Annotated in this window: 21 protein-coding genes and 1 pseudogene; 17 read left to right on the top strand and 5 right to left on the bottom strand. The window is 64.0% G+C overall.

The features are described from left to right. Positions 1-62: 62 nt before the first annotated feature. Together XH98_RS27650 and XH98_RS27645 are read left to right on the top strand one after the other, a co-directional pair. On the top strand, positions 63-2420 hold the full coding sequence (locus tag XH98_RS27650) for a TonB-dependent receptor (protein ID WP_271620504.1): 2358 nt from the start codon (positions 63-65) through the stop codon (positions 2418-2420). A 10-nt stretch (positions 2421-2430) separates the two neighbouring features. Next, a complete protein-coding gene (locus XH98_RS27645; RefSeq protein ID WP_271620503.1) occupies positions 2431-3867 on the top strand; it encodes a PepSY domain-containing protein in 1437 nt (478 codons plus the stop codon). Between the two features lie 4 nt (positions 3868-3871). Here XH98_RS27645 and XH98_RS27640 read toward each other — a convergent pair whose 3' ends face one another. Then, positions 3872-5008: an MFS transporter gene (locus XH98_RS27640; RefSeq protein WP_271620502.1), complete on the bottom strand. Its 1137-nt coding sequence runs from the start codon at positions 5006-5008 to the stop codon at positions 3872-3874. A gap of 883 nt (positions 5009-5891) precedes the next feature. Here XH98_RS27640 and XH98_RS27635 point away from each other — a divergent pair. From XH98_RS27635 to XH98_RS27605, 7 genes are all read left to right on the top strand, one after another. Continuing rightward, entirely contained in the window at positions 5892-6824 is a 933-nt protein-coding gene (locus tag XH98_RS27635) for an N-carbamoyl-D-amino-acid hydrolase (protein WP_271620501.1), read from the top strand. Between the two features lie 46 nt (positions 6825-6870). Beyond that, positions 6871-8340, top strand: coding sequence for a dihydropyrimidinase (gene hydA, locus XH98_RS27630; RefSeq protein ID WP_271602117.1), 1470 nt, complete (start codon positions 6871-6873; stop codon positions 8338-8340). Positions 8341-8519: 179 nt separating this feature from the next. After that, the gene (locus tag XH98_RS27625; protein WP_271620500.1) at positions 8520-10124 is read left to right on the top strand and encodes an ABC transporter substrate-binding protein; all 1605 of its coding nucleotides are present in this window, start codon (positions 8520-8522) and stop codon (positions 10122-10124) included. A 17-nt stretch (positions 10125-10141) separates the two neighbouring features. Then, entirely contained in the window at positions 10142-11083 is a 942-nt protein-coding gene (locus tag XH98_RS27620; protein WP_220002783.1) for an ABC transporter permease, read from the top strand. Then, positions 11080-12003 carry an ABC transporter permease gene (locus XH98_RS27615; RefSeq protein WP_271602115.1) on the top strand — a complete coding sequence of 308 codons (924 nt, stop codon included), beginning with the start codon at positions 11080-11082 and terminating at the stop codon, positions 12001-12003. Before XH98_RS27620 ends, XH98_RS27615 begins: the two co-directional genes overlap by 4 nt. Positions 12004-12018: 15 nt before the next feature. Beyond that, positions 12019-13008: an ABC transporter ATP-binding protein gene (locus XH98_RS27610; RefSeq protein WP_057758835.1), complete on the top strand. Its 990-nt coding sequence runs from the start codon at positions 12019-12021 to the stop codon at positions 13006-13008. Next, on the top strand, positions 13005-13988 hold the full coding sequence (locus XH98_RS27605; RefSeq protein WP_271602114.1) for an ABC transporter ATP-binding protein: 984 nt from the start codon (positions 13005-13007) through the stop codon (positions 13986-13988). Before XH98_RS27610 ends, XH98_RS27605 begins: the two co-directional genes overlap by 4 nt. Before the next feature lie 159 nt (positions 13989-14147). Here the strand turns inward: XH98_RS27605 and XH98_RS27600 are convergent. Together XH98_RS27600 and XH98_RS27595 are read right to left on the bottom strand one after the other, a co-directional pair. Beyond that, positions 14148-14591: pseudogene (locus XH98_RS27600) on the bottom strand (helix-turn-helix domain-containing protein); the annotation flags it as partial. 243 nt (positions 14592-14834) lie between these two features. Next, on the bottom strand, positions 14835-15542 hold the full coding sequence (locus XH98_RS27595; protein WP_271602113.1) for a hypothetical protein: 708 nt from the start codon (positions 15540-15542) through the stop codon (positions 14835-14837). A 380-nt stretch (positions 15543-15922) separates the two neighbouring features. On the opposite strand from XH98_RS27595, the gene XH98_RS27590 reads away from it, so the two are divergent. The 5 genes from XH98_RS27590 (at position 15923) to XH98_RS27570 (ending at position 18659) form a co-directional block, all read left to right on the top strand. Beyond that, positions 15923-16594, top strand: a complete 672-nt coding sequence (locus tag XH98_RS27590; RefSeq protein ID WP_271620499.1) for a sensor histidine kinase — start codon at positions 15923-15925, stop codon at positions 16592-16594. Positions 16595-16641: 47 nt separating this feature from the next. Beyond that, positions 16642-17331: a VOC family protein gene (locus XH98_RS27585; protein ID WP_271620498.1), complete on the top strand. Its 690-nt coding sequence runs from the start codon at positions 16642-16644 to the stop codon at positions 17329-17331. A gap of 173 nt (positions 17332-17504) precedes the next feature. Next, a complete protein-coding gene (locus tag XH98_RS27580; RefSeq protein WP_220002788.1) occupies positions 17505-17927 on the top strand; it encodes an OsmC family protein in 423 nt (140 codons plus the stop codon). 88 nt (positions 17928-18015) lie between these two features. Further along, positions 18016-18531, top strand: a complete 516-nt coding sequence (gene msrA, locus XH98_RS27575) for a peptide-methionine (S)-S-oxide reductase MsrA (protein ID WP_271602110.1) — start codon at positions 18016-18018, stop codon at positions 18529-18531. Between the two features lie 2 nt (positions 18532-18533). Continuing rightward, positions 18534-18659, top strand: coding sequence for a hypothetical protein (locus tag XH98_RS27570; RefSeq protein WP_271602109.1), 126 nt, complete (start codon positions 18534-18536; stop codon positions 18657-18659). Positions 18660-18829: 170 nt separating this feature from the next. Here the strand turns inward: XH98_RS27570 and XH98_RS27565 are convergent, their stop codons facing one another. Next, the gene (locus tag XH98_RS27565) at positions 18830-19489 is read right to left on the bottom strand and encodes a TetR/AcrR family transcriptional regulator (protein ID WP_271602108.1); all 660 of its coding nucleotides are present in this window, start codon (positions 19487-19489) and stop codon (positions 18830-18832) included. A 150-nt stretch (positions 19490-19639) separates the two neighbouring features. Between XH98_RS27565 and XH98_RS27560 the strand changes: the two genes are divergently transcribed. From XH98_RS27560 to XH98_RS27550, 3 genes are all read left to right on the top strand, one after another. Next, positions 19640-20776 (top strand): HlyD family secretion protein, encoded by a 1137-nt coding sequence (locus XH98_RS27560; RefSeq protein WP_271620497.1) that lies wholly within the window; start codon positions 19640-19642, stop codon positions 20774-20776. Beyond that, positions 20773-22269: an MDR family MFS transporter gene (locus XH98_RS27555; RefSeq protein WP_271620496.1), complete on the top strand. Its 1497-nt coding sequence runs from the start codon at positions 20773-20775 to the stop codon at positions 22267-22269. Before XH98_RS27560 ends, XH98_RS27555 begins: the two co-directional genes overlap by 4 nt. An 87-nt stretch (positions 22270-22356) precedes the next feature. Then, positions 22357-23295, top strand: coding sequence for an aldo/keto reductase (locus XH98_RS27550; protein WP_271620495.1), 939 nt, complete (start codon positions 22357-22359; stop codon positions 23293-23295). 59 nt (positions 23296-23354) lie between these two features. Here XH98_RS27550 and XH98_RS27545 read toward each other — a convergent pair whose 3' ends face one another. Then, positions 23355-26192: an ATP-binding protein gene (locus XH98_RS27545; protein ID WP_271620494.1), complete on the bottom strand. Its 2838-nt coding sequence runs from the start codon at positions 26190-26192 to the stop codon at positions 23355-23357. Positions 26193-26276 lie beyond the last annotated feature (84 nt).

The following is a 26276-nucleotide window of genomic DNA, read 5'->3' as shown; positions in this document are numbered from 1 at the left end:
GCCTGATGATGGACCTTGGTTTGCGGTGACGTGCCACTGACGTCACTCCGAGGTCCAGGACCGTGTTTGCCAGCCGTATTGTACGACCACGCCGCATTTTGCTGGCGTCCGCCGCTCTGACATCTTTTGCGTTTGTCGATATGCCCGCCGCTTTGGCGCAGCAGGCCCGCGAGACGCTGCCGGCTGTGGAGGTGTCGCCCCCGCAATCCCGCAAGCAGGCCAAGCCGGCCGCCCGGGACGCGGCAGGCACCCGCCGCGCGACAGCGCGCAAGCCGGCCGCGGCGGAGGTCGCGCCAAGACCGGTCGTGACGAACAATGCGGCGCCGACGCCGCTCAACAGCAATGCGGTTGCCGAAAGCGCCTCGCGCCTCGGCCTGACGGTGCGACAGACACCCGCAACGGTCGAAGTCATCTCCGCCGAGACCATGCGCGAGCAGGGCTACCGCACCGTCTCCGATGTCGCGCAAGGCGCGGTTGGCGTCACCGCCGGCGACAATCCCGCCGAGCCTTCAGCCTTCTCGATGCGCGGCTTCACCAACAGCCAGATCAACACGCTCTACAACGGCATCAAGATCGGCCCGCAGAACATGACCTCGCGGATCATGGACACCGCCAATCTCGAAGCCGTGGAAATCCTCAAAGGCCCGGCCTCGCTGATCTCGGGCGAGGGCGCCGCCGGCGGCGCGATCAATTTCGTTACCAAGCAGCCGCACACTGGGCCGATCCGGAACGAAGCGGACTTCTCCTGGGACTCGTTGAACTCGTTCCGCGCGCATTACGGCTCGGGCGGCAGCACCAATGTGCAGGGGCTGGACTACCGCTTCGATATCAGCCGCTCCACGCTTAACGGCTTTGCCGACGATACCAGCACCAGGACGTTCGATGTGTCTGGCCAGCTCAACTACCGCATCTCGGACAGCCTCAAGGTTTGGGGCGCGATCGAATATCGCGAGGATCGCGGACGGGCCTATTGGGGCACGCCGCTGGTGCCCGTGGCCTTCAGCGGCTCGCACGCGACGGCAGGCATCGTCTCGGGCACTTATATCTCGAACTTCAACGGGACCAATCTCGGCCCTGTTACCATCGACGATCGCACCTTCAACACCAACTACAACGTTCTCGACAACCGCAACGTGGCTCAGGAGGTGTGGCTCCGCGGCGGCTTCGAGCTGGGGCTCGCGCCCGACCTCACCTTGAAGAGTCAGGCCTATGCCTACGGCGCGGAGCGCTCCTGGCTCAACAACGAGGTTGAGGCGTTCAACACAACGACGAATACGGTCGATCGCAGCCGCTTCTATGTCGCGCACAGCCAGCGTCTGGTCGGCAATATCACCGACCTGACGTGGGATGCTGATATCGCGGGCCTCGAAAATCGTCTCGTCACGACCTTTTCGTCGAGCTATCTCGATTTCGTCCGGCCGGGCGCGGCGAATTTCCCCGGCGATTCCGTTGATCTCGTCGATCCCGACCGTGGCTTCTATGGCCTGCTCACGACCAGGCCGCAGACCGCGCGGATCGACAACGAGGCGCTGTCGTTCGAGGACCGGCTGAAGCTGACGCGGACATTCGCTCTGATCGGCGGCCTGCGCGTCGAACATATCGGGCTCGACCGCAACTCGACCGACGTCAACGGGCTGGAGAACGCGGGATTCCCGTTCACGAAATCCTGGGCGCCCGTCACGGGGCGCGTCGGCTACACCTGGGAGGCCATTCCCGGCCTGACCTTCTTCAGCCAGTACGCCACCGGCGCAGATGTCTCGGCCAACAACATCTTCCTGCTCGGGCCGACCCAGCCGCTCGATCTGACCACCGCACGCACCTACGAGACCGGCGTCAAGCACGTGCTCTGGGACAACAGGGCGGAGTGGTCGTTCTCGGCCTACGATATCGAGCGCAAGAACGTCTATGCCGCGGCCGGCGGCCAGACGCTCAACATTGCGGGGCGGCAGGAATCCAAGGGCGTCGAGCTTGCCGGATCGATCCGCCCCATCGCGCCTTTGCGTCTCTGGGGCAACATCGCCTATGTCGATGCGCGTTATGCCGACTATGATTTCACCGGCGGCTCGTTCTCGGGCAATAGGCCACCGAACGTGCCGCGCATCGTCGCCAATGCCGGCGCGTCCTGGCGCTTCTTCACGCCCTGGCCCGTCGAGGTCGGCATCACCGGCCGCCATGTCGGCGATCGCACCAACAGCGACGCCAACGCGGTGACCATGAATGCCTATATCGTCGGCGACGTTTACGCCTTCGTCGACATTCCCAAGACGGTTTTCAATGCCGTCGACCAGGCCCGACTGACCTTTCGCGTGCGCAACTTTACCGACAAGCGCTACGCGATTTGGGGCGACCCGTTCTATCCCGACCAGATCCTGCTTGGTGCGCCCCGGACCTACGAGATCGCCGCCGCGTTCAAATGGTAGGGGGGATCGCATGACCGGCGTGATCATCCTTCTGCACCGCTGGCTCGGCATCGCGTTCTGCCTGATGTTCGCGATGTGGTTCGCAAGCGGCATCGTGATGCACTTCGTTCCGTTTCCCGCGTTGACGGAGGCGGAACGCTTCACCGGTCTGGCGCCGGTGGAGGGGGCATCGATCATTCCGGTTGCCGACGCGGTCGCCGCAAGCGGGATCACGGACGCCACGCGCATTCGCCTGATCCAGCGCAGCGACGGGCCGGTCTATGTCGTGTCGGGACCGTCACGGGTTCGGGCGGTCCATGCGTCAGACGGAGCCGACGCCTCGGTGGAATTTCCCGATGTCGCGCTCGCCATTGCACAGGACCATGCCCGCCGACGCGGGTTCGATGCCGCACACGCTGCGATCATTGCGCGCGCCGATTACGATCAATGGAGTGTGCCGAACGGGTTTGATCGCCACCGGCCGCTGTTTCGCATCGCTCTCGGCGATGGAGCCGGGACGGAAATCTACGTGTCGTCGCGCACCGGCGAGGTGGTGCTGGACACGACCCGCTGGGAGCGTGGATGGAATTGGGTCGGCAGCGTCGTGCACTGGATCTATCCAACGGTTCTCAGGAGCAACTGGGTGCTGTGGGACCAGGTCGTCTCGACGCTGTCTCTGGTGGCCCTGATCGCGGCGGTGCTTGGGGCGCTGCTCGGTGTCATCAGGATCAAGATCCGGGGGCGGGTCTCGTCACCCTATCGCGGCTGGCACGCTCTGCACCACGTCATCGGTCTCGTCTCGACCGTCTTCGTGCTGACCTGGATTTTCAGCGGCTGGCTCTCCATGGATCACGGCCGGCTGTTTTCGCGCGGGCAATTGACCGTGGCTGAGGCGGGCATAACGAATGCTGTCCCGGACTGGCGCACGGCTCCATCGCTCGATCAGCTGGCGCTGTCGATTTCTGCCCGCGATGTCGAATGGTTTGCTTTCAACGTGAGTGTCTTTCGGCGCGACCGGACTGATCTTGGCCGCCAGATCTTGACCAAAGCGGGCGAGGCAGCCCGCGATCGGCAGAAGACGTTCCTGGATGAGCAGGAGGTCCTCCGCTTGACGACGCGCCTTGCGCGAGGCTGCGGCGCGGTGTCGGTTGTTGCGGATGACGACGCCTATCCGGCCCGGTCCAGCGTTCCCGGCGCTCCCGTCTATCGCTCACGCTGCGGCGATCTCTGGTTTGACGTTGACGGCGCTGACGGCAGCATTCTGCAAAGGCTCGACGCCTCGCGGCGGGCCTATCGCTGGGCCTACAGCGCGCTGCATACGCTGGACGTCCCCGTCCTCATGGCGCATTCGCGCCTGCGCGATGGCCTGATCGTCGGGCTTTGCGCGCTCGGCCTGGCGTTCTCCGTCACCGGAATCGTGATCGGCTGGCGGCGCTTGCGGGCAACCTTTGCAAGCAAAGGCGCATGACGCGCTAAATTCTTCTGGTCACGGCGCGCGCCGACAGCGTGACGATGCACATCAGCGCGGCGAGCATCCAGAATGCCGCCGGCAATCCGATGACATGGGCGACAAAGCCGATGCCGGCAGGGCCAACCAGCACACCGGCATAGCCGGCGGTGGTGATAGACGCCACCGCAAGCCCGGTGGGCATGGCGGTCTGCCTGGCCGCACCACGGAACAGCACCGGCACGAGGTTCGAAGCGCCAAGGCCGATCAGCAGGAAACCGGCGATGGCAAGGGCCGCGCTCGGCGCGAGCAGCAGCACCGCAAGGCCCGCGACCGCAAGCAGGCTTCCCCCGATCAATGTCGCGCGATCGCCGATCCGCGCAACGACAGCGTCGCCGCCGAGCCGGCCCACGGTCATCGCTATCGAGAACACGATGTAGCCGATCCCACCGCGAGCCTCGCTGACGAGGCCCGCGCCGATGACGAGCAGGGCACCCCAGTCCAGCATCGCGCCTTCGATCAGGAAGGTGACCGCGGCCAGCAGCGCCAGCAACAGCACGATGCCGTGCGGCAGCACGAACAGCGGTCCCTCCTGCGCCTGTGTCCTGCGCAGCAGGCGCGGCCAAGTCATCGCCATCGCGATCAGCATCAGTACGGAACAGATCAATGCGCTTCCGAGCGGTCCAAGATGCAGCGACAGCAGCGCCGTCATCACGGCCGAGCCGGCAAACCCGCCGATGCTGAAGAGCGCATGAAAGCCCGACATCAGCGGCTGTCCTGCCGCGCGTTCGACCTCGACGGCGTGGATGTTCATGGCGACATCGATGGAGCCCAGCGCAGCTCCGAATGCGAGCAGCGACAGCGCCAACGCTACAGGCGTGCCGGCGACGACCAGCAGCGGCAACATCAGGGCAAGGCCGATCCCGCCGGCGATGATGATCGGCTTGGTGCCGTAACGCGCGCTCAAAATGCCGGTCGCGAGCATCGCCACAACCGAGCCGATGCCGAGGCTGAGCAGCAGCAGGCCGAGGACGGCGTCGTCGACCGCGAGCCGCGCCTTCGCGAACGGAACCAGCGGCGCCCAGCACGCAAGGCCGAATCCGGCGACCAGGAACGAGAGGCGCGTGGCGAGCCGCGTCGCCGGCCGGTCGGCTGAGGCCATCGGTGAAACTCCGGGGGAAACGCACGCGATCGCGTGCGAGGGCTACGCTTAGATCATCAACGAGAAGCGAATACCAGAGTTCCGCGGGTGCCGTGAGTTGACGTTTTGTATCATGATCATGTCGTTCGAAAGATTGCAGCCCGATGGTGCGGTTCTTGAGCGAACGCGGAAGATCAATCCAACAAGATTCCGCCGTCATTCCGGGGCGCGCGAAGCGCGAACTATGGTGCGCAATTGCGCAACTGAGAATCCATCGTGCCGCGCGTTGTGAGGGTGAATGGATTCCGGGCTCGCGCCAAACGGCGTGCCCCGGAATGACGGCGGAGAGAGCGGCTTGCGGCGCCCCCCGTTTCGTCGCGCCATACATTCGAAATATTCCGCTTTGCCGAAATTCGGATTTGTCTCGTCTGCCGCCATCGTCACGAGCCGCGGATCGGCTGCGGTGGATGCTGCGCTGAGCTGAGCTGACGCGCGTGCATAGCTCATAGGCATCCGACGATCCGGTATTGCCGCGCGAACGCCTGTAAATTAGCCAGACAGCTCAATTCCTTCGATTGCAGCGCGGCGAAAGTCGCTAATTCATCGCGGAAAATCCGTGGTGCGCTGCACGTTATCCCTATGCTCATCTGCTCATTCCGCGGGCAGTGCGGTCCACCGAGATGGAGGTGAGCGCGCATCCTCTGGACGTGGAGCATCATCTCCGCGCCCGAGGGTTTACCGTGGCGCGGCTGCAAGGTGCCGAACGGGGAGAATGGACGGCATGAAAGCTGCTTGGCTGGCAAAACGCCGCTCGGCCACGTTATGCTGCGCGCGCAGACCCGCCCTTGAAGCTGCGATCGCCAGCCTCGCCAAAAAAAGTCGTCAAGAAGTCAGGACATCGCTGATGCGTATCGTCACAGTTGCAGCCGCCCAGATGGGCCCGATTCAGAGGGCCGACAGCCGCGAGGCCGTGGTCAAGCGCATGATCGCGCTGATGGACGAAGCCAAGAGAAGAGGAGCCGATCTCATCGTCTATCCCGAGCTGGCACTGACGACGTTCTTCCCGCGCTGGTATGTGGAGGACCGAGCCGAGTTCGACAGCTGGTTCGAGCGCGAGATGCCGAATGCGGCGACCATGCCGCTGTTCGAGCGCGCGGCGCAGCACAGAATCGCGATGAATTTCGGCTATGCCGAGCTGACCCCCGACGGTCACCACTTCAACACCGCGATCCTCACCGACAAATCCGGCAGGATCGTCGGCAAATATCGCAAGGTCCATCTGCCCGGCCATGTCGAATACGAATCCCACCGCTCGCATCAGCACCTGGAGAAGCGCTATTTCGAGCCGGGCGATCTCGGCTTCAACGTCTGGCGCGAGCTCGGTGGCATCATCGGCATGGCCATCTGCAACGATCGCCGTTGGCCCGAGACCTATCGCGTCATGGGCTTGCAGGGCGTCGATATGGTGCTGATCGGCTACAACACGCCGTCGGTGAATGCGGAGAAGAGCGAAGAGGGCGTCGAGAAGCGCCTGTTCCACAACCGCCTCTCCGTGCAGGCCGGCGCCTATCAGAATGCGACCTGGGTGGTTGCGGTCGCCAAGGCCGGCGTCGAGGATGGGCATGCGCTGTTCGGCGGCAGCCTGATCGTCGATCCCAATGGCGAGATCGTTGCCGAAGCAAAGACCGACGATGACGAGGTTCTGGTCCACGCCTGCGACCTCGACGCCACCACCTTCGGCAAGACCACGATCTTCGACTTCGCCAGGCATCGCCGCATCGAGCATTACGGCCTGATCACCAGCCGCACCGGTGCGGTGCCGCCGCCTGAGACGTGATGCGGACGGCCTTCTCGCAAGCTGGCGATCAACCATGGAGTGCCTCATGACCGAACCCACCTACGACCTCATCATCCGCGGCGGGCGCGTCGCCACAACAACAGACGTGTTCGAGGCCGACGTTGCCATCTCCGGCGAGACCATTGCGGCCATCGGTCGTGGTCTGCCTCCGGCCAAGCGCGAGATCGATGCGCGCGGCAAGCTGGTGCTGCCGGGTGGCGTCGACAGCCACGCCCATATCGAGCAGCTCTCCGCGGCCGGCATCATGAATGCCGATACGTTCGAGAGCGCGACCGTATCGGCGGCCTTTGGCGGCACCACCACGGTGATTCCGTTTGCAGCGCAGCATGTCGGCATGAAGCTGCCGCAGGTGGTGGAGGATTATCACGCACTCGCCAGGAAGGGCGCCGTGATCGACTACGCCTTTCACATGATCATTGCGGATGCGACCAGGGAGACGGTCGAAGAGCACATTCCCGCACTGGTGAAGCAGGGCCATGCCTCGATCAAGATCTTCATGACCTATGACCGGCTCAAGGTCGACGACGAGCCGCTGCTCGACATCCTCCTCGCCGCGCGCCAGTCCGGCGCAATGCTGTGTGCGCACGCGGAGAACCACGGCATCATCGCCTGGATGGTGAAGCGGCTGCTCGCGCGCGGCTACACCATGCCGAAATACCACGCCGTCAGCCACGCCCGCGTGTCTGAGGCGGAAGCCTTCACCCGGCTGATCGGCATGGCGGCGCTGATCGACCAGCCGATCATGATCTTCCATGTCTCGACCGCCGAAGGCGCCAAGGTGATCCGCGACTCGCGGGGGCAGGGGCTGAAGGTGTTTGCCGAGACTTGCCCGCAATATCTGTTCCTCACCGCTAGCGATCTCGACAAGCCCGGCGCGGAAGGCGCGAAGTGGATGTGCAGTCCGCCGCCGCGCACACGTTCCGACCAGGAAGCGCTGTGGCAGGCATTGTCGCTCGGCGATCTCCAGACCATCTCGTCGGATCACGCGCCCTATCGCTTTGATGAGACCGGCAAGCTGCGCGCCGGCCCCAATCCGAACTTCAAGCAGGTCGCCAACGGCCTTCCGGGATTGGAGCTGCGGTTGCCGCTGCTGTTCGACGCCATGGTCTCGAAGGGCCGGCTGGGCCTCGAAAAGTTCGTCGAGCTGACCGCGACGGCGCCCTCAAAGATCTACAATCTGCATCCGCGCAAAGGCTCGATCGCCGTCGGCGCCGATGCCGATATCGCGATCTGGGATCCCAACCGCGAGACCGTGATCGCCGACGAGATGATGCACGATCTCGCCGGCTATACGCCGTTCGCCGGCCGCAAGCTCAGGGGCTGGCCGGTATCCGTGCTGTCGCGCGGCCGGCTGATCGTCGACGGCGGCAAATGTCTCGCCAGCGCCGGCAGTGGCCAATTCCTGGCGCGCAGCGGCGGCGAGGCGGCGAAGCCGACCGGTCGGCTCGTGGCGGACATGGACCCGGAGCGGAATTTCGGAGCAAAACTGCTGTGATCGCGCACCCGGCGCGATGACGATCGCCGTCCGCGCTGCTGCGCGGCGACGGCCGCAAGTCGCCAATAGCCCGCAGGCGAAGGAACGGTTGCTGGCATACCATTTGCAAGCCGATGGGCTCTGTTTCACCTGCCTTTGGCCAATGATTGGCTGGCACCACGGCTTTACTGGAGGACTTTATGGATCGCAGGACGGTATTGAAGGGACTGGCCGGCGCGAGCGGTCTGGCATTCACCGGTGGCCTCTCGGCCCCGGCGATCGCGCAAGGCGCGGCAGCCCGTACCCTGCGTTTCGTGCCGCAGGCCAATCTCGCCAATTTCGACCCGATCTGGGGCACTCAATATGTCGTGCGCAATGCGGCCGCGATGGTCTGGGACACGCTCTACGGCATCGATTCCTCGTTCCAGCCACAACGCCAGATGGTCGAATCCGAGGAAGTGACCGACGACGGCATGACCTGGACGTTCAAGCTGCGTTCGGGCCTGAAATTCCATGACGGCGAGCCGGTGCGGAGCAAGGACGTCGTCGCGAGCCTCACTCGCTGGGCTGCGCGCGATCCCATGGGCCTGATGCTCAAGGCGATCCAGCAGGAACTCACCGCTGTCGACGACCGCACCTTCAAATGGGTCCTGAAGCAGCCCTTTCCGAAGCTGCTCTACGCGCTCGCCAAGAACAATGCGCCCTGCGCCTTCATCATGCCGGAGCGCATCGCGCAGACCGATCCGTTCAAGCAGATTTCGGATTATATCGGCTCCGGCCCGATGAAGTTCGTCGCGGGCGAATGGGTGCCGGGCGCGAAAGCGGTGTTCGAAAAATTCGCCGACTATGCACCCCGGCAGGAGAAGTCGTCCTGGCTCGCGGGTGGCAAGCAGATCCTGCTCGATCGCATCGAGTGGGTGATCATGCCGGATCCGGCGACCGCGGCGGCGGCGTTGCAGAATGGCGAGATCGACTGGTGGGAGAACCCGATCGCCGATCTCGTTCCGGTGCTGAAGAAGAACAAGAACATCAATGTCGATATCGGCGATCCGCTCGGCAATATCGGCTCGTTCCGCATGAACTTCCTCTATCCGCCCTTCAACGACGTACGCGCGCGGCGCGCCGTGCTGATGGCGATGAGCCAGGAAGACTACATGCGCGCGCTCGTTGGCGACGACGATTCGCTGTGGAAGCCGCTGCCCGGCTTCTTCACGCCCGATACGCCTCTTTACACCGAGGTGGGTGGCGAGGTCCTGAAGGGCAAGCGGGATCTTGATGCCGCCAAGAAGCTGCTCGCCGAGAGCGGCTATTCCGGCCAGCCGGTGACGTGTCTCGTCGCGCAGGACCAGCCGATCACCAAGGCGATGGGCGATGTGACCGCGGACCTCCTCAAGAAGCTCGGCATGAATGTCGACTTCGTGGCGACGGATTGGGGCACGGTCGGCTCGCGCCGCGCACAGAAGACGCCGCCGGGCCAGGGCGGCTGGAACATGTTCCACACCTGGCATGCCGGCGCGGACTGCATCAATCCCGCGCCTTACACCGCCATTCGTGCCAATGGCGACAAGGCCTGGTTCGGCTGGCCGACCAGCGCCGGCACGGAAAAGGAGGTCACGTCCTGGTTCGAAGCCAAGAACCTCGACGAAGAGAAGGCCGCGATCGGCCGTCTCAACAAGGCGGCGATGGATGACGTCGTCTACGCGCCGACCGGCTTCTTCCTGACCTACACCGCGTGGCGCAAGAACGTCTCCGGTGTCACCAAGGGACCGCTGCCGTTCTTCTGGGGTGTGTCGAAGACCGCATGATCCTGCACTGAGGCCAGATGCTTTCCTACATCCTCCGGCGCATCGTCGCCACCTTGCCGGTGATGGCGATTGTCGCACTGTTCGTGTTCAGCCTGCTTTACATCGCGCCGGGTGATCCGGCCGTGGTGATCGCGGGCGACCAGGCGAGCCCGGAGGATGTGGAGCGCATCCGCCAGAGCCTCGGTCTCGACCGGCCGTTCCTGATCCAGTTCGGAAGCTGGGTCTGGCGTCTCATGCACGGCGATCTCGGCACCTCGATCTTCACCAACCTACCGGTGTCGACCATGATCGGGCAGCGTCTCGGACCGACGCTATCGCTGATGGTGATCACGCTGCTGCTCACGATCGTCGTCGCGGTGCCGCTCGGTGTCGTTGCGGCGTGGAAGGCCGGCAGTTTCATCGATCGGGCCATCATGGGCTTTGCCGTGTTCGGCTTCTCGCTGCCGGTCTTCGTGGTCGGCTACATGCTGGCCTACATCTTCGCACTCGAGCTCGAATGGCTTCCGGTGCAGGGCTATACGCCGCTCAACCAGGGCTTCTGGCCGTGGCTGCAGAATTTGATCCTGCCGGCGATTGCGCTCGGCTGCGTCTATATCGCGCTGGTGGCGCGCATCACCCGTGCCGCCATGCTCGAAGTGCTGCAGCAGGACTATGTCCGCACCGCCAAGGCCAAGGGCCTCGGGCAGGGCGGCATCCTGTTCATTCATGCGCTGAAGAACGCGGCGGTGCCGATCGTCACCGTGATCGGCATCGGCATCGCGCTCCTGATCGGCGGCGCGGTCGTGACCGAAAGCGTGTTCGCGATTCCCGGCCTCGGCCGTCTCACCATCGATGCGATCCTGCGGCGCGACTATCCCGTCATTCAGGGCATCGTGCTGTTGTTCAGCTTTGTCTACGTCCTCGTCAACCTGATGATCGACGTCACCTATACGCTCGTTGACCCGAGGATCCGCTATTGACCGATACCACCGTCAACCCGCAGTCGCTTCCGGCCGGCCTCGTCCTCGCGCCGCAACTGCCTGACATCCTCCGGCCGGTCACGATCCGCCGCGGCTTCATCGGGTTCTTGCGCGGCCATCCGACCGTTGCGATCGGCGGCGTGTTGCTGCTGGCGCTGGTGCTGATCGCGGTTTTTGCGCCGTATCTCTGGACGGTCGACCCGACTGCGCTCGCGCCTGCCAAGCGCACGAGGGCACCGTCGGCAGCGTTCTGGTTCGGCACCGACGTGCTCGGCCGCGATATCTACTCACGCGTGCTGTTCGGCGCACGGGTCTCGCTCACGGTCGGGCTGTCGGTCGCGATCTTTGCCTCCGCGGCCGGCCTTGCCATCGGCATGGTCTCGGGCTTCGTCCGCTGGGCCGATGGCATCTTGATGCGCTTCATGGACGGCTTGATGTCGATCCCACCGATCCTGCTCGCGATCGCGCTGATGGCGCTGACGCGCGGCAGCGTCGGCAACGTCATCCTGGCCATCACCATCGCCGAGATCCCGCGCGTCTCGCGCCTGGTCCGCAGCGTGGTGCTGTCGCTGCGCGAGCAGCCTTATGTGGATGCGGCGGTCGCGTGCGGCACACGCGCGCCGATGATCATCCTGCGCCACATCCTGCCCAACACGGTTGCGCCGATGCTGGTGCAGGCGACCTATATCTGCGCCAGCGCCATGATCACCGAGGCGATCCTGTCCTTCATCGGCGCCGGCACGCCACCCACGATTCCGTCCTGGGGCAACATCATGGCCGAGGGCCGCGCGCTGTGGCAGGTCAAGCCCTACATCGTGTTCTTCCCGGCGGCCTTCCTGTCCGTCACCGTGCTCGCCGTGAACCTGCTCGGCGACGGCCTTCGCGATGCGCTCGATCCGCGCATGGCCAAGCGTCTCTGACCGGGGCTGATCGCGATGGCGTTGCTTGAAGTCGAAAATCTCCAGACCCACTTCCGCACTCCCAGCGGCATCAACCGCGCGGTGGACGGGGTGTCCTTCCATGTCAATGAGGGCGAGACGCTCGCCATCGTCGGCGAGTCCGGCTGCGGCAAGTCGGTCACCTCGATGTCGCTGATGCGGCTGATCCCGGAGCCGCCGGGCAGGATCGCCGGCGCGATCCGCTTCGCCGGCAAGGATCTGCTGCAAATGTCCGACCGCGAGATGCGGGCCATCAGGGGCAACGACATCTCGATGATCTTCCAGGAGCCGATGACCAGCCTCAACCCGGTCCTCACCGTTGGCCGCCAGATCCGCGAGACCCTGATGATTCATCAGGGCCTGGACAAGCAGGCCGCCGAGGCGCACGCGGTCGAGATGCTGACGCTGGTCGGCATTCCCGAGCCGAAGCGGCGCGTGCGGGAATATCCGCACCAGCTCTCCGGCGGCATGCGCCAGCGCGTGATGATCGCGATTGCGCTCGCCTGCAATCCGAAGCTCCTGATCGCGGACGAGCCGACCACGGCGCTCGACGTCACCATCCAGGCGCAGATCCTGAAGCTGATGCTCGATCTGAAGCGCCGCGTCGGCGCCGCGATCATCCTGATCACCCACGATCTCGGCGTCGTCGCCGAGATCGCCGAGCGCGTCATGGTGATGTATGCCGGCCGCAAGGTCGAGGAAGCGCCGGTGGCCGAGCTGTTCCGTTCCCCGCGCCATCCCTATACGCAAGGATTGCTCGGCGCAGTGCCGAAACTCGGCTCCTCGCTATCAGGCACCACGACGCGGCTCGCTGAAATTCCGGGGCAAGTGCCCGATCTGCGCAAACCGATCACCGGCTGCGTCTTCGCCGGCCGCTGCGCGCTCGCGACCGATCTGTGCCGGCAATATGCGCCGGGGCTCGAGGAGAAGGGGCCGCGCCATATCGCGGCCTGCCACTACGCAGCCAAGGGAGCCGTCGCGGCATGAGTGTCCCGCTGCTCCAGGTCAACGACCTCAAGAAGCATTTTCCTGTCAACAAGGGCCTGTTTGGGCGCAAGTCCGAATTCGTTTATGCCGTCGACGGCGTCTCGTTCGAGATCGCGCGCGGCGAGACACTGTCGCTGGTCGGCGAATCCGGCTGCGGCAAGTCGACGGTCGGCCGCGCGATCCTGCGGTTGTTCGATGTGACGTCGGGCCAGGTGATCCTCGACGGCCAGCGCATCGATGATGCGCTGCCGAGCACGATGCGCCAGATGCGCCGGCGCGTGCAGGTCGTGTTCCAGGATCCGTTCTCGAGCCTCAACCCGCGCATGCGGGTGCGCGACATTCTGGCCGAGCCGATCCGCAATTTCGGCCTCGCCAAATCGGCAACCGATCTCGAAACGCGCGTGACCGCGCTGATGGACACGGTGCGCCTGCCGCGCGAGGCGCTGAACCGCCGGCCACACGAGTTCTCCGGCGGTCAGCGTCAGCGCATCGGCATCGCCAGGGCGCTGGCGGCCGAGCCCGAGCTGATCGTCTGTGACGAGGCGGTCTCGGCGCTCGACGTCTCGGTCAAGGCGCAGATCGTCAACCTGCTGCAGGATCTGCAGCGCGAGTTTGGCCTGGCGCTGCTCTTCATCAGCCATGATCTCGCCATCGTCGAGCATATGACCCATCGCGTCGCGGTGATGTATCTCGGCAAGATCGTCGAGGTGGCGCCGCGCCGGCAGATCTTTGCAGCGCCGCGACATCCCTATACCAAGGCGCTGCTCTCGGCGGTCCCGCTGCCGGACCCGGGGGCCAAGCGCAGTCCCATCATCCTCGGTGGCGACGTGCCGAGCCCGATCAACCCTCCGAAAGGCTGCCGCTTCCATACCCGCTGCCCGTACGTCTTCGATCGCTGCCGGACCGAAGAGCCGCAGCTTCGTTCGGCGGAAGGCGAGCAATGGGTCGCCTGTCATCTGGATGCGCTGCCGACGGGATAGGGCGCATTCGTGATGCCGAAAACCGCGGCGCCATGAAAAAAGGGGCCGTCCTGTGAGGGTGCAGGGCGGCCCCAAGAGGCTCGTAGGCCCGGGAGGAGGAGGGCGCGAGCCGGCGCAAGTGGCAGCGCACCTACGCCAAGCGGGTTGTCGAGAGCGTTGTCATGCAGCCGTGCTCACGATGTGGGCCTGATCCCATGATGGACGCCGTCGTGGCAGCGTTTCAACGTCAGGCCGGTGGCTCTTGCTGGCCGCACGCCAGCGCGCCGGGGTCTCGCCGCTGATGCGCTTGAAGACGGTCGAAAAGTGCGCCTGAGTGCTGAAGCCGACTGCAAGCGCGATCTCGGCCAACGGTCTCTCGCTCGTCGTCAACAGCGACTTCGCCTGCTCGATGCGATGATTGAGCAGATATTCGCGCGGACGATATCCGGTCGCTGCGCGGAACTGCGCGGCGAAATGCATCCTGGAGAGGCCTGCGACGCCGGCCAGCTCGGACAGGCTGATGCCGCGTTCGAAATGAGCAGCGATGTGTTGTTCGACGCGTCGCAGCCGCCATTTCGGCAGAGCATTGACCTTGGCGCGCGGCAATTCGGGGCGGACCTCGTGATCCCCGGGCTCCGCCGCAAGGTCGATCCGGGTGTAAACCGTCTGCAATTCCGTCAGCATCGCCTGTTCTCTCAAAGCTCGTTCGCTGTGACCACGGGATTCCGAACCCTTGGCATGGTGACAGGATATGCGCGCTCCGGCCTGGAAGCCCGTTAGGAACTGTTAGATTCTGTAGATGCGGACAATCTGCAGTCATCGATCGCAGAAAAGTTCCCTTGAACCAGGTCTCAGCGACTTGGCCCGCTACTCGAAGACGGCGTCGAAGATCTCGACGTCGATCAGCACCGGCTTGGCGATAGCGCTGCCGTCGGGCTGTTGCATCAGCGTGCGCCGCAGGGTTGGAACGACGATGCCGTCGAAGTTGTCGTGAGCCCACGAATAGTGCGCGACACGTGCGCCGAGGAGATCGTGATCGGTTCGCCGCTGCAAGGCATTTTCATCGAAGTAGAACACCTGTTCGGACGCAAGATTGATCAGGCTCGGCGGCAATTGCGCGCGAAGGCGCCGCCACGTCTCATTGTTCTCCCGCCACGGCGGCAGCTCCTCGATCGCAACGTCAGGACGGGCGAGAAGGAACGGGGTGGTGAGATAGTTCCATATCTGGACGCCGCAGAAGAAAACCAGATGCAGCTCGTCCGCCAGTGCATGCGTGCCATTGCTGGGGACGGCGAGACTGGGGTTGCTCAACGTCCGCAGCATCTGACCGTCGAGGGTTTCGATCGTGATCGCATCAGGCGCGAACGCGCCTGACTGTTCGCCGCCGGTGATCCCCGTGAAGCGCACCGATTGTGTGCGCATCGATCCTTCCGCGGTGACATCCTTGAATTCGCGGGCATGCCCGGCGTCCGCGAACAGCGTTCCGCCGACGGACAAATGCAGGGTGAACCGGCTCAAGCTGTTCCAGCGGGCCAGTCCCCCGCAGGCGTCGATCGCATCGTCGAGAAGTGCCATGTCTCACTGCATCCACCATGAATTGGGATCACCATGGCGGAGTGGGCGCGGCCTGGCGTGTTAGAAGTTGTTAGGAGTTGCAAGAGCCAGATCTTGCGGTATCCTGTTGAAGACGCTCCTAATTCCGGGCGCAACAAGCGGCGCAAGCAGAGCCTGCGCGCCGACCTTCCGGCCATCCCGCCGCCAGACGAGAGCAAGGCTCATCGCGCCCCGAAGCTTCCAGCCGCGCGCGCATTCAGAATGGGTGCACCCGTCGTATCACGCAAGGATCACGTGCCGTCCGATCATAACAAAATCTTGCAACGTCTAACGAGCATGAGGTGCGAGTCTGTATCAGTATAGCCTGCGATCAGGCCTGTTCCCAACGGGGGAAGACTATGATGCCCGATATCAACTCTCGGCCGAATGACGGCGGCGTTCGAACACATTTCGCCGGCAATCTGGACGACGTCTCGCGCGACTGGGAACTCGTGCTGCGTGAATCACACCACCGCATGAAGAACACGCTGACGCTGCTGGGTGCGTCAGTCCGTCGTGATTTCACGCGGGCCGGAGGGCGAGACATCTCGGTCGCGGTGGACCGGCTGGAGCGGCGGATCGTCGCCTTCGGCAGGCTCTATCAGCTTCTGTCCGACAATGACGATCTCACGCAGATCTCCGTTGAGGCCTTCTTCGAAAACCTGTGCGGTGCGCTTTCCCAGGCGGTGCTGGAACCGGCGGCCGTCCGCTGCGAGGCAGCGATCGAGAGCGGCGCGCTGCCGGCATGGCAGTGCCATCGGCTCGCTCTGATGCTGACGGAGCTGGTCACGAATGCCGCGAAGCATGTCTTTTCGAACAAGAACGGAGCCCTTATCCGCATCGAGGTGGCAAATCGTGAGGGCTGCTGGTTCTGCACGGTGACCGACAATGGCGTCGGCGCGACCGGACCGCTTCAGGGCGCCGGCAGCCGGATCCTGGAAGGTCTGGCACGCAGCATTGGTGCCCGGATGCATGGCGAAGCCGCCCATGCCGGTACACGCGTATCCATCGCGATGCCGCTTGGGGCGGCCTGAACGGCGGCTTCACGCTCGAACCTGCACTTCAACTCAGGGAGTTCGACATGACCATCACCGAGACGGCGCACGACGTCGAAACAAAAGCGTCGAGATCGCAGCGAGCCGATCTCAAGCTCGAAGTCATTGTCATTCCGGTATCGGATGTGGACCGCGCCAAAATATTTTATGCGAGCCTCGGCTGGAGACTGGATGCCGATTTCGCCTCTGCCGATGGCTGGCGCGTCATTCAGTTCACGCCGCCGGGCTCGGCCTGCTCGGTGATTTTCGGCAAGAACGTCACATCAGCGGTCCCTGGCTCGGCCCAAGGCCTGTATCTTGTCGTCTCCGACCTCAAGGCCGCAACTCAGGATCTGCTCGCGCGTGGCGTTGGGGTCAGTGAACCCTTCCATGGCGGCGGCGATGTTCACGCCGGGACGGACGAGCCTTATCTATTTGGCTGCATCAGGCTCAACGGCGCTGATCCGAAACGCGGCAGCTACAGCTCGTTTGCTTCATTCAGAGATCCAGACGGCAACGGCTGGCTGCTTCAGGAGGTCACGACCCGGTTGCCGGGTCGCATCGAAGCGGAGGACACCGCGTTCGCCTCGTCAAGCGAGCTTGCAGGCGCGCTGCGGCGCGCCGCCGCGGCGCATGGCGAGCACGAGAAGCGAACCGGCGGACACGACGAGAACTGGCCGGACTGGTACGCCGATTACATCGTACGCGAGCAGGCCGGCCAGCCGCTGCCGACCTGATGCGCGGCCCACGCCAGAACCCGGTGGGCTTCCACGTCCGACAGGTTGGCAGTTGATGGAACCGCTGCGGCGCTCGACCGGTTGTAGGCGACACGGGGGCGGCGCGCCAATGGCTCTTTCATCGGTGGGGAGCGCCGCTGGACGACCCCAAATCAAGCAAGGAGAAACGAGAGATGATCCGCAAGGCAAAAGCTGTATGGCAGGGCACTGGTCGCGACGGCACCGGCCATCTCTCTAGCGAATCCGGCGTGCTCGCCGAGACGCCCTATTCGTTCAAGACTCGCTTCGAGAACGAGAAGGGCACCAATCCCGAGGAATTGATCGCGGCCGCGCATGCCGGCTGCTTCACGATGGCGCTGGCGTTCGGTCTTCAACTCGCGGGCTTTACCCCGACCGAGCTCTCCACTGAGGCCGCCGTCACCCTCGAGCCCGAAGGGAAGGGATTCAAGATCAGTAGGTCGGCGCTGACGTTGCGCGCTAAGGTCCCTAATCTCGACGATGCCGGCTTTGCCCGCATTGCCGGCGAGGCCGAGAAGAACTGCCCGGTATCCAAGGTCCTCAACGCCGACATCAGCCTCGACGCCAAGCTGGTCTAGTCGGCCCGCTTCGAATAGATTGGCCATCCGGTTCCTCGCTGAAGGGCTGGAACCGGATGGACATCCCTGGCACGACGGGAGCTGACACATGACGACAGAGCGCGCGGTTTTGGCTGGAGGCTGCTTCTGGGGCATGCAGGATCTCATCCGCAAGCAGCCAGGTGTGATCGCAACGCGCGTCGGCTACACCGGCGGACGGGTGAAGAACGCCACCTATCGCAATCACGACGGTCACGCCGAAGCGATCGAGATCATCTTCGACCCCGCGAAGACCAGCTTCCGGACCATGCTGGAGTTCTTCTTCCAGATTCACGATCCGACAACGCTCAATCGCCAGGGCAATGATCTGGGGACGAGCTACCGCTCTGCGATCTTCTACACGTCGGATGAGCAGAAGCGCGTTGCCGAAGACACCATTGCCGATGTCGAAGCATCGGGCTTGTGGCCCGGCAAGGTCGTGACGGAAGTCGCTCCCGTTGGTGAATTCTGGGAGGCCGAGCCCGAGCATCAGGACTATCTCGAACGCTACCCTGACGGCTACACCTGTCACTTCATCCGGCCCGACTGGAAGCTGCCCCGACGCGCCGCCGTTGCCGGAGGCTAGCAATGGCGAAGGGCTACAGTGTCGAGCTCGCCATCGCGGCTCACGAGAGCTGCGCCTATCGCGAAGCACTTCAGGCGGTCGGCGATGCCTGCGCGCGGGATATCCGCATCGTCGACGGGTTGGGGTGAGCCCCGCCGGTCACACGCAAGAAAGCGAGTCGTGACCGGACGCTTAGCGTAAAGACCACACATTGGATCGGTGAGCCGGATGACACGATTCCGACTGATGCACCCGTGCGTCGGTGCGCTGATGGCGCTTGGCTCGCTGCGGCCTCGCTCGGCCCGTCGAACCTGCGACCTCAGGCGCTTGCCGTGCACTGCTCCCCTTTCGGTCGGCGCCCGCAGATCACGTTCACGGCCTTCCGGGCAAGCTCGCGCAACTCGGCCCGGCGGGCACCGGCGCGTGCGCGAATGGCGATGGTCTGCATCGTCGCGGCGGCAAGGATCGCAAGTGCGGCAGGATCGGCGTCCGGGGGCAGTTCGCCGTTCCCCTGCGCGCGGCGGAAGCGGGCTTCGAAATCAGCATCGATCGCGCGCAGTCCCGCCGCAACGCTGTTGCGAATGGCCGCATCTTCCGCGACTTCGGTCACCGCGGTTCCGACCACGAAGCAGCCGCGCGCGGTGCCCCTGCCGGAAAAATAAATCGATAGCGCCGCGTCGTAGGCCAGCATCAGGGCTTCGTCCAAGGGATGGTCCCCCGCAAGGGCCTCACGCGTCGCCGAAAGGCTCATCTCCCAATAGCGTGCCAGCGCTTCGAGATAGATCGCGTGCTTGTTGCCGAACACCGCATAGAGGCTCGGCGGACTCATGCCGGTCGCGGCGGCAACCTGGTCAAGCGACGTGCCGGAATAGCCGGTCCGCCAGAACGTTTCCGTGGCCCGCTTCAGGGCCGTCTTCGCATCATAGGCGGGTGGTCGTCCGCGGCGCACCGGGCCAGTGCCGCTCTTCTTCCGTGCCATATCAGCATGATCCTGGTTGCGACGGTCTACACGTATATTTGTATGCATCGTTATAAAAATCAATGGCCGGCCGTCTTGATTGCGACATTTGAGTACAGATATTTGTAACGATCGTTAGCTAAATAAGGCAAGGTAAGGACGATGGGTTCGATGTTTGCGCCAATCGCCGGCTGGCTGGGCGATAGCAAGAGCCTTCGCAGCGGTGCGGCCGGTGCGCCGTTGTTCGAGGCGGATATTGCCAGGCGGTTGCGCCGGCCCCTGATGCTCGGGGCGCCGCTAGCGGCCGCCCTGATCGGCGCCTACATGTATGTCGCGCAACTACAATACGTCTCGACCGACGACGCGTTCGTGCGCGCCGCGAAAGTGACGATCAATGCGCGGGTTTCCGGCCAGGCGGTGGAGATCGCGGTGCGCGACAACGAGCGTGTTCGGCGCGGCCAGGTCCTGTTTCGCATCGATCCCGAGCCCTATCAGATTGCCGTCGATCAGGCCGAGGCCCGGCTCGGGAGTGCGCGTCTCCAGATTGATGCCCTTAAGGCAACCTACCGTCAGCAGCAGGCTGAACTGCAATCGGCGAAGGATTCCGCCGATTTTAGCGAGCGCGAGTTTGACCGCAAGAAGATGCTGGTCGTTTCCGACTTCACGCCGCGCGCGGTCTATGAGCGGGCTGAGACCGACTTGAAGGTTGCGCGCAATCGGACGGCATCGATCGATCAGCAAATCGCCAACACAGTTGTCGCGCTTAGCGGCGACCCCGACATCGATGTCGACCGTCATCCGACGGTTCGCGCGGCCAGGGCGCAGCTAGACCGGGCTCGCCTCGATCTTTCCTATGCCACGGTGAGGGCACCCGACGATGGTATCGTGACAAAGGTCGATGACCTGCAGGTCGGAGGCTTCGTCAGTGCAGGTGCGCCCACGTTCTCGCTGATGTCGAGTCGGGACGTCTGGATCGAGGCGAATTTTCGCGAGACCGGCCTGACTCACATGCGTCCCGGCCAGCAGGCGACGATCGACGTCGATGCCTATCCTGACCACAAATTCAAAGGGCATATCGTCAGCATGAGCCCCGGCACCGGATCGGAGTTTTCGGTCCTGCCGGCCGAGAATGCGACCGGAAACTGGGTGAAGGTCGTGCAGCGGCTGCCGGTGCGCCTCGAACTCGACGATTCTGATCCGAGCCGGCCGCTGTTCTCCGGCATCAGCGTGACGGCGCGGGTCGATACGGGCCATCGCCGCAACTGGCTGCATCTGCTCCAACCCGCGACTGCGACCGAGGTCGAATGAGTACGCCCCACCGATCCACCGCGGCGGCAGACGGTCGTCATGTGATGTTTGCCGGGGCGCTCCTTGCGACCTACATGCAAGCGGTCAACATTTCCGTGCCAAACGCCGCGCTGCCGCACATCCAGGCAACGCTGTCGATGGCGAATGACGAGGTCGGCTGGGTATTCTCGTCCTACATCGCGGCTAGCGCCGTCACAATGTCCGTCACGCAATGGCTGGCGACGCGTTATGGTCGCAAGGCGGTCTATCAGACGGCCCTCGCTATATTCGCGCTTGGTCTCATGCTCGACACACTGGCAACGACGTCCAATCAGTTTGTGCTGGCCAGGATTGTCCAGGGCGCGGCGAGTGGGCCGCTCGCGCCGTTGTCGCTCACGATCCTGCTTGAGGTGACACCGACGGCCCGGCATGCGCGCGTGAGCCTGGCGTGGACCGTCTGCTCGCTGCTCGGCATCAGCACCGGCCCGGCCATTGGCGGCTGGCTCAGTGAATATTACGGCTGGCCGTCAATCTTCCATGTCAGCCTGCCGATGACGGCCTTCGTCTTCCTGACGATGGCTACGCTCTTGACCGAGAAGCGGGCTGAACGAAGCAAGACCTTTGACTTCTTCGGCCTGATCACCTTCTCGCTCGGCATGATCGGGCTCCAGATGCTGCTGGATCGTGGCGAGCGCCTCGAATGGTTCGCCTCGATGGAGATCCGGGTCGAAGCGGGCGTTTCGCTCCTCGGCTTTTATCTCTTCATCGTCCACGTCATGACGACCAGGGAGCACTTCCTCCGTACGGCGCTATTCACGGACCGCAATCTCGTACTCTCGACGGTGATTTCCTTCGCCCTCGGTTTCGTGCTGCTGCCGACACTGGCCTTGACGTCCCCGATGCTGGAAGAGTTGCTCAACTACCCCGTCGACACCACCGGTTACATGAGCATTCCGCGCGGCGTGGCCCTGGTGGGGGCCCTGGTGCTGACGAGCCTTGCTCCGATCCAGTTAGACTACCGGCCGTTCCTCATGGGTGGAATGGCGCTGGTGGTGTATGCCAATTGGTTGATGCTCGGCTATTCGCCCGAGATGGATTGGCGACCTGTCGTCGAGGCCGGTTTCCTCCAGGGCGCGGGTCTCGGCATGCTGCTGCCGGCGCTCGCCAGGGCCGCATTCGGCACACTTGATCCGAGGCTGCGTTCGGAAGGCAGCGCGCTGATCAATCTGTCGCGCCTCTATGGCAGCACGATCGGCATCGCGGTGGTTCAGCTGTTCTTCTATGCCAACACCCAGGCCGTGCACGTCGCGCTTGCCAAGCATCTCACGCCCTTCCGTATCGCTGCGAACACGGTGGGCCCGATCGGCAAGCCGGGTCTTGCGGCGCTGAACGGCATGGTCACGCATCAGGCGGCTACGGTGGCCGTGATCGATCAGTTCGAGATCCTGATGTTCGCCATGCTGGTCGTGATCCCGCTCGTGTTCTTTCTCCGTAAGCCGCGGCCTGCCGGCTGATGCCGGCGAGCCGCGACATGACATTGGCCCGCAACCTCGATCATCTCGTCCGCAGCGTCGGCGAGCGATCGTCAAAGGAGCATCAATATGACCACCTCCGATTCGCTTCGCTACACGAGGATTCCCACTCATGAGTCCGGAACGATTCCCGCAGTGGGATTTGGCACGCTCATTCCCGATCCAGTCGTGACCAGACGGGCCACCGATGACGCGCTGGAAGCCGGTTTCCGGCACCTCGATTGCGCCGAGCGCTATCGCAATGAAGCGGCCGTCGGCGATGCGATGCAGGGCGCGTTCACGGCGGGTAAGCTTCGACGCCAGGACCTGTTCGTGACGACGAAGCTGTGGAATACCAATCATCGGCCGGAGCGGGTCAAGCCCGCCCTCGACGCGAGCCGCAAGCGCCTGCAACTCGACGATATCGACTGCTACATCATCCATACGCCCTTTGCCTTCCAGCCCGGCGACGATCAGGATCCGCGGGACGCGGGCGGCCACGTCATCTATGATAAAGGCGTGACGCTGGCTGAGACCTGGCACGCGATGGAGCGCCTCGTCGATCAAGGACACTGCAAGTCGATCGGCCTTTCGGACATTACCCTGGAAAAACTGCGCGAGATCGTGGCCGTCGCGCGGATCAGGCCTGCCATGGTGCAGGTCGAGGCGCATCCGTATCTTCCCGAATGGGAGCTGCTCGACTTCTGCCGCGAGCACGGCATTGTGTTGCAAGCGTTTGCGGCGCTTGGACACGCCATGAAGCCGAACGTCTTGGCCGACCCGGTGATCACCGCCGTCGCGGAGCGCCTGCATAAGACGCCGGCTCAGATCGCACTGGCATGGGCCGTACAACGCGGCTCCGCTTTTCTGACCACCTCGACAAACCCTCGGCGCATTCGGGAAAATATCGATATCTCCGCTTTGCCTGATGAGGCCATGCGGGAAATACGGGAACAGATCAAGACGAACGTCAGATTCAACTCGGTGATTGAGACCGGTGTCCCTGGCTTTATTCCGAGAGCTGGATGAATCGAACGACGGGAACCGCGCGCCACGACCATGATGCGGCGTCGCGAGACACGTTGGATTCAGACCCGCAAATGCGCGATCAGGTCGCGCGCCATCTGCATGTCGGCGATCGCTGATCCTTCGGCCATGGCGTTGCATGCCTTCTCGAGCACCGCGCGCGCCTCGGCGCGCTGGTCTCGTCCGATCCTGAGTTGCGCAATGCTGATCGCGCAACGCAGCTGCCAGAAGTGCGCGCCTTGCTGTGCTGTCAGCTCCATGGCTTCGTGAAAGCAGGCATCTGCGGCATCCGATTGCGGTGACTCCTTCCGCATCAGCTCACCCTTGATGCGGAGCAGCTCCGGCAGATACCAGCGCTCCTGCCTGTCGTTGCAGCGCGCCAGCGCGCTCTCGATCGTGTCGAAGCCATGGTGAACCTGATTGGCTTGTCCGAAGCACGCGGCGAGCTCGCCAAGCAGGGGAAGGAAGCGCGGCAGGAAGCGCGCATCGCCGGCGCGATTGAGCTCGTCTCGCAACAGCGGCAAGCCTGCGTCGACGTCTGTGCGCTTTGCAGCGACCAGCGCGTTGAACGCACGGGCCCACAGCCCCCAGAGCCGGATGGCGTGGCGATCGGCGTGCTCGAGCAGCTCGGTGCCGTAGCGCTCGGCGGCCTCGTAGTCGCCGGCGAGGAAGGCAATCGGGCAGGCGGCTTGTCCGAGCACGCTACAGAATGTCAGGGCGTGGCCGTTGGCCCGCCCTTCGTGGATATTCTGTTCGGCCAACGCCAGAGCCTGATCGGCATGACCCTGGAGCCACAGGATGCGGGCGCGGAAGTATTGCGTCGAAATCCGCAGATCGAGCGGGAAGATCTTCGGCTTCTCGGCCAGCACATGCAGGGACGAATTCACCCGGTCGATACGAAGGCGGGCCTCGCGTTGGTCTCCGAGATAATGCAGCACGACGGCCGTCAACCGGTCCGCCAGCATGAGATCCGTGTTGTCGGGTGAATGCGCCGCGGCTTCGGCGAAACGGTCGGCAAGCGCGCGTGCCCTGCCGAACGCTCCATTGTTGAACTGGTCGATTGAGAGGCCCCAGAGGGCCCGCAACCGGAAATCCTTGTCGTCGAGCTTCTCGGCAAGTTCAAGCGTGGCCTCGAGGATCGGGCGGGCCTCGCGTGCGCGTCCTTCGCCGTACATCAACGACCAGCCGAGCGCTGCCAGCAGCTGCATGCGCACGCGCTCGTCGTCATGGTCTCCCAGCGCGGCAAGCGCCGTCCTGGCGCGCTCGCGACACTCGGCGAACAACGAAAGCCTGATCCAGAGCGTGACCGCCACCGCCGTCAGCGCGATGCCGAGCCGGGCATCGCCTTCAGGCGAAAAAGCCCAATCCAGCGCAGCGCGCAGATTGTCCAACTCGGCGCCGTAGGTGTCGAGCCAGTCCGCCAGTGGAGCGGACGTTTCGGCCTCGGCGCGCTCGAAAAGGTCGCGAAAATATTTGGCGTGCCGCTGTGCAATCCGCCTCGCTTCACCGGCCTCGTTCAGCTTGCCAAGCGCGTAGGAGCGGGTGGTATCCAGCAGGCGATAGCGCAGTGTTCGCGCAGCTGACGGTGCGATCAGCGATTTCGTGACGAGATTGTCGATCGCCTCCATGGTCGCGGCGGCACTGAGCCCGTCGCCCGAGGCGACGGCGGCAGCCGCCTCCGGCGTGAACGGCCCGGCGAACACGGACAATCTCCGCAAGATCGCGCTCTCGGATGCGGGAAGCAGGTCGTAGCTCCAGTCGAGCGCGGCGCCGAGCGTCTGATGTCGCGGGATGGCCGTGCGCCGTCCGCGCCATTGCAGCGAAAAGCGGCTGTCGAGCAGGGATGCCGTGCCGGCGATGCCATAGGCGTTGACGCGCCCCGCAGCGAGCTCGATCGCGAGCGCGATGCCGTCGAGGCGGCGGCAGATGTCGGCCACCAGCGGCGCGTCTTCTGCGCTCAGCTGAAACGGTCCGGAGCTCTGCGCGATACGTTCGACGAAGAGCTGGGCGGCTGGATAGGCAAGGACGTCGGTTACGGTGAGGTCGTCGCTCCGAGGCGGACAATCCAGTGGAAACAGCCGAAAGATCCTTTCGCCCTCGCTGCGGAAGGATTCCCTGCTGGTCGCCAACACATGCAATCGAGGCACCTCGCGAACGAGGCGCTCGACCAGCGGTGCAAGCGTCTCCAGCACGTGCTCGCAACTGTCGAAGATCAGCAGCGTCGGTTTCGTCTGCAGGTGCGTCAACAGGGCCGGGACCGGATCCTCCGCATTGACGGATAGCCCGAGCGCTGATGCGATGGTGATTGCTGCGAGTTCAGGCTTCCGCACCGGTCCGAAGTCGACGAAGAACACATGCCCGTCGAAATGGGCGAGCCGGCGATGGCCGACGGTCACGGCCACCGCGGTCTTGCCGATGCCGCCTGGGCCGACCACCGTCACGAAACGATGCATCGCGAGCCCGGCCGAAATCTTCTCGATGACCTCGTCTCGCCCGATCACCCGCGCGAGCGGAGCGGGAAGGGAGCGGGGCGGAGGGATAGCCGTCGCGGGAGCAGAAGGCGCGGGAGCAATCTGGGTGAGAGACGCGACGAAGCAATAACCGCGCCCGGGGACGTTGACGACGTAGCGGGCCGACTTGCCGGTGTCGCCGAGTGTCTTGCGCAGGGCCGCGATGTGGAAACGGAGACTGCCATCGTCGACATTCACGTCGGCCCAGACACGCTTGACGAGCTCCCGCTTGTCGACCACTTCGCCGGGCCGCTCGGCCAGGAAGATCAGGATGTCGAGCGCGCGGCCGCCGACATGAAGATGCGCGCCGTCCTTCTCCAGGAGACGGGACTTCGGAAACAGTCGAAATGGCCCAAAAGAAATGGCCGAGTCTTGGTTGTTGTCTGACACGCGCCATCGTCCCCGCAGCGGGGAGTCAAAGTTGTCTGTCCTTGTCCTATCAGAACGAAGCGTACAGTAAACCCGACGAAAGCA

Source organism: Bradyrhizobium sp. CCBAU 51745 (genome assembly GCF_028128715.1).
Taxonomy (GTDB): domain Bacteria; phylum Pseudomonadota; class Alphaproteobacteria; order Rhizobiales; family Xanthobacteraceae; genus Bradyrhizobium; species Bradyrhizobium manausense.
Note: the sequence above shows the minus strand (reverse complement) of the source record. Positions and strands in the feature narration are given on the sequence as shown.